At 56.3% G+C, this 14,707-nt stretch carries 7 protein-coding genes; 6 read left to right on the plus strand and 1 reads right to left on the minus strand.

From position 1 onward, the window contains the following. Positions 1-152: 152 nt before the first annotated feature. Positions 153-3,383, minus strand: a complete 3,231-nt coding sequence (locus tag ABD971_RS08120) for a protein kinase domain-containing protein (protein WP_345321011.1) — start codon at positions 3,381-3,383, stop codon at positions 153-155. A 341-nt stretch (positions 3,384-3,724) separates the two neighbouring features. Here ABD971_RS08120 and glgA point away from each other — a divergent pair, with 341 nt between their 5' ends. The 6 genes from glgA (at position 3,725) to ABD971_RS08150 (ending at position 14,613) form a co-directional block, all read left to right on the plus strand. Beyond that, the gene (glgA, locus tag ABD971_RS08125; protein WP_345321013.1) at positions 3,725-5,257 is read left to right on the plus strand and encodes a glycogen synthase GlgA; all 1,533 of its coding nucleotides are present in this window, start codon (positions 3,725-3,727) and stop codon (positions 5,255-5,257) included. 152 nt (positions 5,258-5,409) lie between these two features. Beyond that, complete coding sequence (gene galT, locus ABD971_RS08130) at positions 5,410-6,588, plus strand: galactose-1-phosphate uridylyltransferase (protein WP_345321015.1); 1,179 nt, start codon at positions 5,410-5,412, stop codon at positions 6,586-6,588. Positions 6,589-7,062: 474 nt separating this feature from the next. Further along, the gene (locus tag ABD971_RS08135; protein WP_345321017.1) at positions 7,063-9,228 is read left to right on the plus strand and encodes an alpha-amylase/4-alpha-glucanotransferase domain-containing protein; all 2,166 of its coding nucleotides are present in this window, start codon (positions 7,063-7,065) and stop codon (positions 9,226-9,228) included. A 572-nt stretch (positions 9,229-9,800) separates the two neighbouring features. Further along, positions 9,801-10,388: a sigma-70 family RNA polymerase sigma factor gene (locus ABD971_RS08140; protein WP_345321075.1), complete on the plus strand. Its 588-nt coding sequence runs from the start codon at positions 9,801-9,803 to the stop codon at positions 10,386-10,388. A gap of 15 nt (positions 10,389-10,403) precedes the next feature. Next, the gene (locus tag ABD971_RS08145; protein ID WP_345321019.1) at positions 10,404-13,367 is read left to right on the plus strand and encodes a protein kinase domain-containing protein; all 2,964 of its coding nucleotides are present in this window, start codon (positions 10,404-10,406) and stop codon (positions 13,365-13,367) included. Next, positions 13,354-14,613, plus strand: a complete 1,260-nt coding sequence (locus ABD971_RS08150) for a hypothetical protein (RefSeq protein ID WP_345321021.1) — start codon at positions 13,354-13,356, stop codon at positions 14,611-14,613. Before ABD971_RS08145 ends, ABD971_RS08150 begins: the two co-directional genes overlap by 14 nt. Positions 14,614-14,707 lie beyond the last annotated feature (94 nt).

Raw genomic sequence — 14,707 nt, forward strand, 5'->3', positions numbered from 1 at the left:
CTGAGATTGTAGTTGCGAATGAGATCCCGACCAGATTAGAGCGTGGTGGGAACAAAGACATTCATCAATTCATCACCCGCGTAAAGCCTATAACCGGACGTCTCGTGAGCTGCCAAAAACGAAGTCACCACAAAACACAAGACCGCTAAACACTAGGGGGTCACCACAAACTCGGCGGGCAATTCGTACTTACCTTCGGCAGCTTGGCGTGTCGTAATTAGTAACTCTTTCTTGCCCGGACGCGTGGGATCATCCGCGACCACCCAGATCAGCGCCTGCTTGACGTCATGCGACCCGGTCGCCGTTTTGTCGGGATTGGCTCCCAAAAGCAAATCTGTCAGCACTTGGCGAAACGGCATCTCCTTTTTCGCAAACCCGCGTATCTGCTGATTCTGAGTGATCCCCATTTTCTGCAAATCGCCGCCGATGATTCGCATCGGCGGAACCTCGGTCCCTTCGGGCAGCGACGCGGCAAATTGCTCGGCAATAATATTGACGCCAAACTCGAGCGACTCTTGGTCAAAGGTCACCGACATCTTTTCGGAAAGCAGTTCATCCAAAGTGAATGTTTTCTTGGGCGTCGCCGCAGCGACCGTAGCCCCCGCACTGCCAGTGGTATTGACCGCGAACAAGGTGGCCAGCGTGATCTGCGACGCCGCATCGGCGGGCAGATAGGCGTTGCTGATCGCCGACTGGTCGGCGACACCATAGCGAGAATAGCTGCTCAGAAAATCCATCATCGCAGGCAACTGGTTCGCCAACAAACGCCACGACGGATCAGGCACCGCATCAAGCACAAAGTCCTTTGCCCATTGCGGAGTCGACTCGACCGCTTGTTTCAGATTTTGCATCAACGTCGCTTCGCCGATGCCGCCACTCGGAGACAATCGCACCTCGGTATACAACCGGTCCTCGTCAAAGTGAGCCAACGCCATCGCGGCGGCCACATCAGGAATCAAAAATCGTTTCAAGCGAGCTTCCAAACGCGGTGCACCGATTTCGATTAATTTCCGTCCATCGGCAAACAGAAAGTTCGGCGTCACGATCAGAGCCAACTCGTTTTTGCTGCTCGTCGCATTCCACAACGACTGCATGCTGCGGGGCAACAGGATGCTCGCACCGCCATTCTCGGCAATCTCTTTGGCCCTCGCGATCGACGAAACCGAAAACCGCGTCACCTGGTTCTCGTTAGGCTCGCTGTCAGCGACGAAGTAAGCATCCGAATCGAGTTCATCGCCCGCATACAACGTGGCTCCGTCGGGCGTGCGTGATGCTGACACGTCCCACGCTTGGGTCAGCGTATCGAGCGAGACAGGATCATGCAGCGTGACCGCAAGCGATACTTCGGGCCACCCGTCTTTGCCTTTGTGCATCGCGATCGAGAGTCGGTCCATTTTTTCGACAGCGATTTTTGCCCGCGCCGACGCTTGATCGAGTAATTGCTTTAAATCTGGTGCAAGCGAATCAAGAAAGTGGCTTCCGCTACTCTTGGCACGCAGCTCGGCCAAATTCACCGTCACGATGAACGAAGGTCCCGGCGGAAGCATCTCAAGCGGCGCCGGGGACTCGGCGGCAAAGGGAGGCAACCACAACAAGCGATCATCATCAACGACTTGATACCCCGGTGTGTCCACCGGCGTTGTCTCGCGTTCAACTGGTTGGGGCTGCGAATCACGACCACCACCGCCGACCGAAGGAATGCGGGCGGGGATCGGTGGACGCTGTCGCTTCTGGACCACTCGTTTCGATTCGCCAGGCCCACCGACGATCAACATGATCACCAGCATCACCACCATGACGGACAAACCGCCCAACACGAGCGGCGCCTTGTTGGACTTCTTTTTCCGGCGGCGACGTCTCGCCGGCGGAGACGATTCGGGTTCGGGTGGCGCGATTGGCGGCGCGGCAATTTCTTCCGCTTTCGCCGCCGGCACCGCAGCCGAGATGACCGCAACCGCTGCATCCGTCTGTGCTGCATCCGTCTGTGCTGCATCCATCTTTGCTGCGACCGACTTTGCTGCGACAGGCTCGGCTACAACCTTTTCGCCTGCAACCTTTTCGCCTGCAACACTTTCGGCTGGGACCGATGACGGCGGGTTGGTCTCGACCGGCGGCACCGGCGTTGCCGGAGCTCGCTTGCTTGCTTTCGACTTGGTGGGGGTGGGTTTCGTCACGATCGACACCACGTCGTCGCTTGTGTGATCCGAGCCACTGGTGTGATCCGAGCCACTCGTGTGATCGGATTCGCTAGCGTGAACCGATTCGGACGCGGGTGCTGAATCATCGGTTTCGATCGGAGGTGCCGCAGACGCTGGAACCGCAGGGGCGGTGCTGGCGGCCGGATCGATCATCGCAGCGGTCGCACGCAGTGCATCGGCAAACTGAGCGATCGTGGCAAAGCGTGACTGCGGATTTTTTGCGAGCGCAAACGCCACCACTCGCAACAACGGATCCCCCGCCTCGCCAGCGGCAACTGCTTTGGAGATCGACGAGGGAATTTGCGAAGCATGCAGCGCCATCATCTCAGCGGCCGAATCAGCCTGGAACGGCATCTTGCCAATCACCATTCGGCAAATCAAACAGCCCAGCGAATAAATGTCGGTTGCGGCGCTACACGGAGTCGAAGCATCCGCTAACTCCGGAGCCGCGTAGGCATGCGGCGACTCGAGCACATCGAGCCAAGAGTAAGGATTGGTGAGCATCGCCGAGACGGCGGGCCCCGACGGATCTCGCAACAACCGTATTGAACCGTCTTTGCCCATCCACACTCGATCGGCCCGCACGTCGCCGTGCCACAATGAACTAGCGTGCAACGCCGCCAACGCATCACTGATCGCAATCCCAATCTCACAAGCCTGTTTGGCTTTCAATCGCGGCCGCTTTTTCAAAACTTCCGACAACACCTCGCCGCTCGGTAATGGCGAGAAAATCACAATGTTGTCGTCGACGCGATCCAATTCGATCGACTGAAGTGCCGCTTGAGTCACCCCAGCGTGGGCCGCAATCCATTGGTCCCGCCCCCCACTGAGCTGTTCGGCAGTGGGACGAAACAGTACCCCTGAACCCCCTTCGCTCGCCGGCCCCTGCACGTTTGCTGGCCGAACCACAGGTACCCAGCGGCTCAGCGGGGCTGCCGCGGTCGCATCGGTTTGCAAAAATCCGCCATGACGCAGGCTCACAGATTCGGAAACCAGAAGCGATTTAGCTTGGTACGGGGTCAGCACCCCCGACTTGACCAGGTACTTGGCCAGCGCGACAGCATCTTCGGGCGGCAATCCCCCTGCTTTCTCGGCATAACCTACCGCATAACGCTTACATCCAGCCGCATCGGTGACACCGTTACGAACCAATCTTGCCCAGAATTCGCTTAGTGCGACCGTCATGAATAAACAACATTTCGATGTCGAGAAGGAAACGCTTGTGTGGGAAAAACACTTTCGCCGATGAATAGTCTAATAGATCGACCGATTTCAGCCGACCACGGCTTTAGGGGACTCGTTCCCTGACATCAGGCAGCGCTAAATCAAGCGGCCTGGTGTTTACGCAATCCGAAATAGCAGGAGCGTCCTTGCTTCACCGCAATCGATCGAAGGAACCGATTTTGGGTCACTTTTGCCGTTAGTTTTCGCACAACGTAGAGCTTTGTTGCGAATCGAGCTAGACTTTTAGGTAACGAGCCCTACGACCGACATTCCATCACGAACATGCATCACTTGAGTTTCCATTGAATATTGTCTTCCTATCGACTGAAGCCGTCCCGTTTGCCAAAACGGGTGGACTTGCTGACGTATGCGGCACTCTCCCCTCGAAGGTTGCCGCATTGGGGCATCGAGCCACGTTGATCATGCCGGCATTCCGAAGCATTCGCAGTGCGGGATTGCCGATCGAGTCGACCGACACCAGTTTCGCGATCCCGATGAGCCCTCAGAAGCTGATCGGGGCACGTATTCTGAAATCCAAACTGCCCGACGGAGATGTCCCGGTCTGGTTCATCGACCAACCTCAATACTTTGATCGCGAATCGCTGTATGGCACCTCGACAGGCGATTACCCCGACAATGCCGAACGATTCGCCTTCTTTTGTCGAGCCGCAATGCATGCGATCTCGCGACTCGATGGGCCCGTCGATATCGTCCACTGCAATGACTGGCAATCCGGGCTCGTCCCCGCAATCATGGCCGCCGAACCGGACGCCTATCCCTGGATCAAAAAAGCCTCGTCCATCTTCACCATCCATAACTTGGCCTACCAAGGCCATTTCGAACGCGACGCGTTCCGCTGGACCGGTCTCGATTGGAAACATTTCAATTCCAACCAGTTCGAGTACTACAACCATCTGAACTTTCTGAAAACCGGGATCGTCGCTGCCGATATGATCACCACGGTCAGCCCCAAGTACGCCGAGGAAATCTGTACCCCTGAACAAGGCTGCGGACTCGATAACGTGCTGCGCGGTCGACACGACCGGCTTTCGGGAATCATAAACGGGATTGACCAAACGGTTTGGAATCCCGAAACCGACCCCAAGCTCTCGGCGACCTATGACGCTCGTTTTTACAAGCAGGGAAAACTGGCGAACAAGCGTGAGATCCAACAGCGGTTTGGACTGGAGCCTAACGAATCACTGCCGATGATTGGACTCGTCGGGCGATTGGCGAGCCAGAAAGGGTGGGACATGATTCTGCCCGTATTGCAATCTCATCTATCCGAGGATCGTCCCGCCCAGTGGGTCGTTCTTGGTAGCGGCGAGGCACGTTACGAGGAACCGCTTCGCAAACTAGCGCAAGCTTATCCCAAACGCTTTGCCTTGTATCTTGGATTTAGTGACGAAATGGCACACTTAATCGAAGCTGGCTCAGACGTCTTTGTGATGCCAAGTCTATACGAACCGTGCGGACTGAACCAATTGTATAGCCTTCGCTATGGAACGGTGCCGATCGTGACAGAGACTGGTGGCCTGGCGAACACTGTGGTCGATTGTACAGCAGAAACGCTCGAAAACGGCACTGCGACGGGCTTTTTCATCCCCGCAGCGAATGCCGAAGCCCTCGATCAAACGATTGGCCGAGCATTGCACCTGAGATATCACGAAAAAGAAAAATGGCAACAAATTATTGAGACCGGAATGTCGCAAGACTTCTCGTGGCGGCATAGCGCCAACCAGTACATCGAGCTTTATGCAAAAACCATTGCCCTTAAAAATTCACAGGCAAAAACGATCATCAAACGCCGAGATGAATCAGCAACTTTTCGCTAATTTTGTCTCGCCAAACCCTACGAACATCCGTTAGGATCTCGTATGGTCCCTGCACCCCCACAGGAATTGGTGCACTAAAATAAACCTGTTCGTGAAGTAGTACCTTGATCGAAAACGCCCCCTCGCGAGTCGCGGATCGAAACAAAAAACTGGTGCGTCTACAAAGACGCGGCGGGGCCTCTGCAAAGCCAGCCGCCCCCGAGGCTGCGACGCAATTGCCCGAACCGAGCGGTTGTGCCGAATCACGACTCAATCCGATCACGGGTGACTGGACGATCTTTGCGCCTCATCGCGAAGCACGTCCCGATCAATTTGGAACCGAGCAACGGGTTCCGACCACGACCGCGCTGGAGTGTCCGTTCTGCGCTGGCGAAGAACACACGACCCCGCCGCCAACCTGGGTTGCCAAGATCACCCCGGACGACAGCTTTCAAGTGCTGTATCCGCCCAGCAACGGTTCCGCTGTATCGCCGGCCGCACTGCGAGATTGGTCGGTCCGAGTCGTCCCCAACAAATTTCCTGCGGTGACGCAATCCGATTCCACCCCCGCTCAGAACGATCTACCTAAACGATCCAGTCCGCTGTTTCAAAGCAGCAAGGTCATCGGGGGTCATGAGGTCATCATTGAATCCCCCAATCACGTTCAATCGATCAGTGAATTGGATCTGACGGAAATCAAACTGATGTTGGTTGCATACCAACACCGGCTGAGCCATTGGCGAAAGCAACCAGGCATTCAGTACATCAGTTTGTTCAAAAATGTTGGCGGCGATGCGGGAGCTTCGCTGCAACACAGTCACAGCCAATTGTTGGCGAGTGACCAGATGCCCAATTCGGTTGAAAACATCAACGAACGAATGCGGTCGCATCAAGCCCGAACGGGATGCTGTCTGCAGTGCGATATCATTCGCGCCGAATTGAAACAGAAGAAACGGATCGTGGCGCAAACCAATTCACTTGTTGCCTACTGTCCGTACGCCAGCCGGTTGCCGATGCTACTGCGTGTGACCACCAAAGACCACGTTGACCATTTCGATCAACTTTCGTTCGACGTCCTTGACGACTTGGCGCGGATGATCAAACGGATGACAGGCTGGCTCGAAACGCTGGTCCCCAACGCCTCGTACAACATGTTGCTGCATACACGTCCGCCGGGCGCTCACGGCAACGCCGAGGCATTCCACTGGTCGCTTGAATTCTTTCCCCGGATCACGCGTGTTGCCGGATTCGAGTGGAGCAGCCAGTGCATGATCAATACGGTGCTGCCCGAACTGGCCACCGAAAAATACCGCAAATGTGCCGCAGCCGAGAACCCACGGCTCGTTCTATAGCCCGCTAAACGCGGGCGGCAATGCGAGTGCTTCGTCAACGGTAAATCCTAGGGCAGCGAAACTCGCGTGAGAGTACCGACTGGCTCGGCAACTACCACGAAAGCCGTTGACGGCTTCCGCCACTGTGTATCGCTCTTTAACCGCCCTTCCAAAAATTCGAGCGTGAATCATTGGGGCTCGTCATTCACAAATGCGGGCAGTGCCTCTCTCGACAGCTCGCCGCCGTGCCAATTCGCACGCAAAATCTCTTGAAAATGCGGCAAAAATGCCGACACATCGCGGCCCCAAAACGAAACTGCAGTTTGGGTAAATGATTCGGATCATTCTGGCCGATACAAGCTCTAACAGTGTCATGGTCAACTGCGGAATACTGCGTCCCTGGGTCGATTCCCAGCGTGATCGCTTGCGGCTGAGTCCACAGCACTGGGTTTGTGATCGACCGAATCTGTCCCTTTCAACCCCATCATCACATATATGACGCCGCACGCTTATCTCTGTTTGGTTCTGCACAACCATCAACCAATCGGCAACTTTGATGGAGTCTTTGAACAAGCGTATCAGGACAGCTATCTGCCGTTTTTAGAGGTATTCGAGCCTTTTGAAGCGTTGCGAATCTCGCTGCACACCTCGGGTCCGCTGATGATGTGGTTGGCCGATCGGCACCCCGAGTACGTTGATCGTCTGCGGATGCTGGTCGAAGCGGGCCGCGTCGAAATCATTGGTGGACCTCAATACGAACCAATCTTGGCGATGCTGCCACGACGTGACCGGATCGGCCAAATCCAAGCCTACGGCAACTGGTTGCATCGCACCTTGGGCGTCCGTCCTCGCGGGATGTGGACTCCCGAACGCGTTTGGGAATCATCGTTGACAAGTGATGTCGTCGATGCCGGCATCGAGTACACCGTCCTGGACGACTTCCATTTCCGAGCCGCCGGACTTCGCGATCCTCAGCTGACCGGTTATTACTTGACCGAAGATGACGGCCGCGTGCTGCGTGTGTTCCCCGGATCAGAGCACCTTCGCTACACGATCCCATTCCAAAGCGTCAACGCCACAATCGATCATTGTCGCGATCTGGCACATCGGTCGCCCGGCGTCGTATTGACGTTTGGTGATGACGGCGAAAAATTCGGCACTTGGCCTGACACCAAGGTGCACGTCTACGAAAAAGGCTGGCTACGCTCGCTGTTTCAGTCGCTGACCGCCAACGCCGACTGGCTCAAAACCGTCACGCTCGAAGACGCGATCACCCATACCGCTCCGGTCGGCAAAGTCTACTTGCCCGATTGCAGTTATCGTGAAATGACCGAATGGTCGCTTCCGGTCGCCGCACAAGAAACGTTCGACGACGTCAGCCACGCGATGGAAGACGAACCACAGTGGACCGACTTGAAGAACTTCGTACGTGGCGGCTACTGGCGTAACTTCAAAACCAAGTACGACGAAACGAACGAAATGTACGCGCGGATGATGCACGTCAGCCGCCAGTTGGCCGAAATCGAAGCTACGGGAATCGGTGCCAGCGAGATTTCGCAAATCCGCGACGACTTGTACCGCGGCCAGTGCAATTGTCCCTATTGGCACGGCGCGTTCGGTGGCATCTATCTGCCGCACCTCCGCAACGCAATCTTCCAACACTTGATTGCCGCCGACAACGAACTGGAACGACTCAGCGGTGTCAATGAACACAGCGTTCAAGCCACTGCATCGGATTACGACTTCGATGGATACCAGGAAGTCCGGCTCAGCAACAATCGTCTGTGTGCTTGGTTCGCACCGGGACGTGGCGGCCGCATGTATGAATTGGACGTTCGTGAAATCCAGCACAACCTGCTAGCGACACTTCAACGTCGCCCCGAAAGCTATCACCGCAAAGTGTTGGCGGGCCCAAACGCCGGCGGTGACGAAGTCGCGAGCATCCATGACCGTGTTGTGTTCAAGCAAGAAGATCTGGATCAGCGTCTTCAATACGACCGGTTTGCTCGCAAGAGTTTGATGGATCACTTCTACGACAACGATGCGACCTTGCAAAACGTGGCTCGTGGCGAAGCCACCGAACGCGGCGACTTTGTCGAATTGGCGTTCGAAACCAAACTGCGTCGCGGTGCCGATCGTGTGCAAGTCCAAATGCGTCGCGATGGCAACGCTTGGGGGATTCCGATCTCGTTGACCAAGGCCGTAACGATGCACGCCGGTAGCGATCGTTTGACGGTTGCTTACTTGCTCGAAAACGTACCGCAGAACCAACCGCTGCATTTCGCCATCGAGATGAATTTCGCAGGCCTGCCATCGGGTGCGGACGACCGTTACTTCTCCGACGTCAATGGTCATCGCCTAGGCCAACTCGGTGAAGAACTGGACCTCGAAAATGTGCTTGGGCTAAGTCTATCGGACCGCTGGCTCGGCATCGACGTGGCCCTCGAGATCAATCGACCAAGCGGTATTTGGGCGTTCCCGATCCAAACGGTTAGCCAAAGCGAATCGGGGTTCGAACTTGTCCACCAAAGCGTTTGTGTGCAACCTCACTGGATTGTCACCGGCGACGAAAACGGTCGTTGGAGCGTCGAGTTCGAGCTGGCCGCCTGCTGCGAGCAAAAGTCGGAAACGGTTCACGAACAAGAAGTGATCCGGCTGTAAGCCCGGGTGTAATTTTTCTTCCGGCCTGTGCTGCAGTTACCTCTCCACCGAGAAGGCAGACTGCTGATTTAGTAATGCTGATTTAGTAGCACGCGAGTAGGCGGGAGGCCGGAACATGACTTGCCGTTGGCGTGAGCCAACGGTTTAGGGGCGACCTGTCGCCGTAAGGCCGGAGGCCGACACACTGACGGCAGAGCGTGTCGCCCGCTGGGCTATATTTTCCCACCTCCACCACTATCCGGTGACTCACGCCACCGGCACAGCGTGGATGGGTGCCGCACAGATACGAGCCACCACCTTCGGGTGAAGGTGGCTACCAGAGCACGCATTGTGTCACGCCAGCCTTGTCCGGCGGCCGCTCTTCTTTTTCGGGCATTTTCTCTCTCGCCCGAGCTCATTTGCCGCGTTCGCAAACGCGCGAACACACGTTCGGTTTGCGGTGTCTTGCCTGAAACCACCCTCCCCCCCAATAATATTTATAGGTTTTCGCGTGACAACCTGCTGCCGAACCGGCCAGGACATCTAGAGGACACACCGCCATCAACCCCACGGAACTCTCCTCGTCCGAACTACTGCAACTCGCTCGGGCAGGAGATGCTGCGAGTGTGGGAGCGCTGCTATCAAAATATGGCAATTACATGGAGGTGATTACTCAGGCCCAGCTTGATGCGCGGGTCCGGCGACGGGTCAGTTCGTCCGACGTCGTGCAAGAAACCATGCTGGAGGCGCACCGTGATTTTGAGAAATTTTCCGGTAGTACGATGGCCGAATTCACCGGCTGGTTACGAAAGATACTGATCAATAATCTTGCCCGTACGGTGGAAACTCACCTGATGGCGGCGAAACGGGACGTTCGCCAGGAACGATCACTCCAGGACGCCGATGACGCCTTGAACCGGTCCCACCTACGAATCGAATCGATGCTTTCGGATCATGCACGATCGCCTGCATCCGAAGCGGATCATCAGGAAGCCTTAGTGCAAATGGCCAATGCAATCGCCAACCTACCCGCCGAATATCGAGAAGTGATTGTGCTCAGGCACATCGAGGGGCTGCCGTTTAACCGTGTTGCCGAGCGAATGAAGCGAACCCCAGGAGCGGCCCGCATGCTTTGGATGCGAGCCATCGAACGTCTCCGCGAGACCATGAACCAACGTTGATCGAGTGAACCAAACATGCACGTTGCAACTCCCCCTGCCCTGCCCTCCTGGCAACATCTACCGACCGGCCTGCAAACACGCTTGCCCGAACTGTTGGATCAATACGCATGTTCACTCGAGGCGGGTGACGAGGCTTCGGCGGAACGATTGCTGCAGCAGCACCCCGAACTCAGCGAACATCTGCACGGGCACCTCGAAAGCCTGAGACTGCTTTGTCGTCCGCCTCAACAAACGCCAGAGACCCCCGATCGAATCGACTTCGCAAAACAACTCCCCGAAATTGGCCCCACCGGCAATGGCCCTCAATCGCAGCTCGGCGACTATCGCATCGAGCGTGAAATTGGCCGTGGCGGAATGGGGGTGGTCTATGCGGCGACGCAACTTTCGCTGCGGCGCAGTGTTGCTTTGAAAGTGCTGCCCTTTGCCGCGGTCTTGGATCAACAGCAAGTCACTCGATTTCGCAACGAAGCTCAGGCGGCCGCCTCGCTGCATCACCCGAACATCGTGCCCGTGTTTGCTGTTGGCTGCGAGCGTGGCGTGCATTATTACAGCATGCAGCTGATCGATGGACAGACGCTCGAGCAGGCCATCAAGGAGATGCGGAATCAACAAAAATCCCGCCCGCTCTCGCAACTTCATCATGCCGAGGACGCTTTTGCGGCCGACGATCTGAGTGACGTGGCCTTTGACACGACCATCGGTGTGACCTCCGACGCCCCTAACGGCTCCGGCAGTAAAGCGTTGTCCCGAGCACATTCAAACGGAACCTCGCAAGCACTCGCTCAACCATCGCGAAGCCCCTTCGCCAGCACGGCAATCAACACAGCGGAAACCGTCCGCAATCGCGACTTTGTGCGTTCGACGGTCCAGATCATCATTGATGTCGCCGAGGCACTCGATTACGCGCATCAACAAGGCGTGGTGCATCGCGACATCAAACCATCAAACCTGCTGGTCGACGCGGCTGGCAAGGTATGGGTCGCCGACTTTGGCTTGGCTCGTTGTCGCGGCGTCAACAATCTGACCGCCCACGGCAACATCATCGGCACCGCACGTTACATGAGTCCCGAGCAGGTCGCCGGCCGGTCTCAGGAAGTCGATCACCGCACCGACATCTACTCGCTTGGCATTACGTTGTATGAATTATTGACGCTGCAGCCGGCGTTTGCGGCATCCAACCGCGAACAACTGCTCGGTGCAATCGAGTCACACGATCCTCCATCACTTCGCCGCCTAAACCCGGCCATTTCGGTGGATTTAGAAACGATTGTGTGTAAAGCGATCGCGAAATCGAAAGACGAACGCTATGCCACCGCGGGTGAATTGGCCGAGGATTTACGGCGATTCCTCGACGGTCGCCCGACCTTGGCGAGGCGTCCCACGCTGGTCGATCGAGCATTCAAATGGGCAATGCGTCGACAAGGACTGGTTTGTTCTGCGTTGGCGATTTCGCTGACGCTCGCGATTGCGATGTCAGTGGGAATGCTGCTTGTATCGCGGCAAAGCAAGCTGAAGGACGAAGCCACCGTAAGAGCTCAGATGCATCTGGACCAAGCGCATCATGCAGTCGATCGCTTTAGCGGCAAGTTCTTACAGCGACTCGCCAAGATCCCCGGCACCGATCAGTTGCAAGCCGATGTGCTGCACGAAGCCGAACGGTACTATCTCGACTTCCTGCGTTACGCCAAACAAAACAGGCACATGCAATCCGAATTGGCGAGGGTTCGATATCGACTCGGGGCACTCCAGACTCGACTGGGTAAATTCGCGGATGCGGAACAACACTACCAGCAAGCGATCACGGACTTTACCACTCTGACAAACAAGGGACTGGCAAACAGCAAGGGACTGGCAAACAAGGGACAGAGCAACGAGCTGGACCAAGCCGATTTGGCACTCTGCTTCCATAACCTAGCGGCGCTGCGAAAGGACCAAGGACGCTACAGCGATGCCTTAGTGGGCTATCAAAAGGCAGCAAAGCTACTCGAGACACAACTCGCCGACGACAAGCCCCCCGCTCGCGTGTTTCGCCAGTGGGCGACCACGCAAACCAACTTAGGCGCATTGCTGTGGATCTGCGGTGAAGCGGAACAAGCCGACCGATTGCTGATCGATCTGCAACAGCAACTCGAGAATGTCTCACTTCGTCACGGCCAGGATCGCGGTGTCCGCCAGCAGTTATTTGAATGCCGGAATGCTCGTGTAGCGATGCTGCTGGACAGCGATCCGGATCAAGCCGAAACATTACTACAAGCGAATATCAGCGAACTTGAATCGTGGAACTTGCCTGCTAGCGATGGCGAAGCGTCCCTATCGGACGATCGACTGGCCGCTGGGCAACCCTCACCGCAGTGCCAGTTAGCGATCGCACGTAATAACTTGGCAACATTGTGGGGCCAACGAGGTGACGTGACGCAAGCGATTGAACTGGTACGTGCTTCGATCACCACGCTGGAACACGAAGCTGCCCAGTTCGGCGACGCCGCCGCCGTCCAACAACAATTAGCCGTTGCCCATAACAATCTGGGACAATTGCTTTGGAATCGCCAACCCAACGAATTGGCGACGCAGCAATTTGTTACGGCCGAAGCAATCCTGAGGCGAGATTTGGCATCCGAGACCGCCCCCGCCGATACACTTAGTCGGTTGGCGGGCGTACTGCACAACCGCAGTGTCATCGATCAACATCAAGGCGAAATGGAGAAAGCGGTTCAACATTTGACCGAGGCAATGGAGTTCCAATCGCTCGCCGTGCGAAAGGCTCCCTACAATGCAGCATACCGCGAGTGCTTGGAAAATCACCGCGAACAATTGGACCAAATCCTGCATCAGATCCAGGATCAATCCGGAACAACGAGTTTAAAATCCGAATCAAGAGTATCGCAGCCGACGCAGCGTCCTAACCATCCGCCTACACGTCCTCGCGATCAGGAAGATTCGGCCAGCGAAAAGGAAGGGATATTCAATGGTCCGGCATAATTTGCAGAGAGGAGTGACCGTAAAACGCCCACGCTCGTTTCTTGGCGGAATCGAGCGATTGGAAGCTCGTACGCTGTTAGCGGGCGCCGAATTGATCGGTGCCGGTGAATCGGATTCAAAGCCACCGATGCCACTACACGATCCGCTGCAGATAGCTGCCCCCGCCTACGTGCGTCAATTGTCGATTGTCAGCCCCCAGCCGAATCAGCCACTGCAAAACGCACAGGATGGCTCTAACGGACCGACAAACCCCGATACGTCCGCGAGTGAAATCAACACGGATTTTTTGAAACATGACCAGGCCTTTGAGGAATGGGATCAAGAGTCGCCTCGTCCCACCGAAACCGAAGACAGCGAAACGAGTGAGAACGAACCTCCCGCCGTGTCCCCCGACGAATTGGACGGCACGGGAGTAACCGTGACGGACGAAACCAGCTATACGTCTCCGAAAAACGTACCGACGCCCGTATTAGCGAACCCAAGTTCCGACCGGGCCAAAACCGACACGTCCGCGACCGCGATGATCACGTTGGTGAGCCCACCTCAATCATCAAGGCCGCTCGTTTCTAATCCGTTGACCGTTTCGTCGCTGAATGCCCCGGTGACCTACGCCGATGGTTTCCACTATTTCGAGACGTCGACATTCCGCACCGAAACGCCCACGGCGTCGCTTACGTCAGAGCCGTTGGCGAACCATGCCGCTCGCGACACCTTCATGGCGATGTCAATGCTAAAGCCAAGCGGGATCGATAACCGCGTCCGAGCCTCGGCCACAATCGCAACCTCACCCCGCAGTTCGGATTCCAACCCGACCATTGTCGCAAGTACTACGCGGGTAGCGGAGGAACAGGTTTCGCATCACAACACGGACGACATAACTCAGCCGCATGCGGTGACTCACGTGCGACTCGGATCGTTGCCGGTGGTGACTCTTTTGCATTCCGTCATGTTTGCGGGGCAAATGGTGCTAAACAGCACGGCCGAGGTGATCGAGCTGAATCAGCCCAGCGACACTTCATCGGACGAGCAGCAATCCGCAGTCACTGATGACGCCGTGATCCCGATTGCAATGACACAGTTCAACCAGGGCAAACCGACACCCGAATTGGCCAGTCGGCCATCGTGGCGTCCCACCATGTTCATTGCCGTCGTGTGTGCATCGCTTCATGTGCAATACTCGCTCGGTAAACGAAACGATCCGTTACACTGGACATGGATCTCGGTCCGAACCGAGCAAACAGATTGATCATTTCCAGGCGGTTTCCCACCGTGATCGTGATGGCGTCAAGCCATCACCAAAACGGCTAACGGAACTTCAGCCTGTGAATCTTGCCTGACCC

This window comes from Novipirellula rosea, from assembly GCF_039541335.1.
In the GTDB taxonomy this organism is placed as follows: domain Bacteria; phylum Planctomycetota; class Planctomycetia; order Pirellulales; family Pirellulaceae; genus Novipirellula; species Novipirellula rosea.

Bases quoted from the DNA above. Each gene is read 5' to 3' on its own strand.
- ABD971_RS08120 (WP_345321011.1), bottom strand. From the start codon at position 3,383: ATGACGGTCGCACTAAGCGAATTCTGGGCAAGATTGGTTCGTAACGGT.
- ABD971_RS08135 (WP_345321017.1), top strand. From the start codon at position 7,063: ATGACGCCGCACGCTTATCTCTGTTTGGTTCTGCACAACCATCAACCA.
- ABD971_RS08145 (WP_345321019.1), top strand. From the start codon at position 10,404: ATGCACGTTGCAACTCCCCCTGCCCTGCCCTCCTGGCAACATCTACCG.
- ABD971_RS08150 (WP_345321021.1), top strand. From the start codon at position 13,354: ATGGTCCGGCATAATTTGCAGAGAGGAGTGACCGTAAAACGCCCACGC.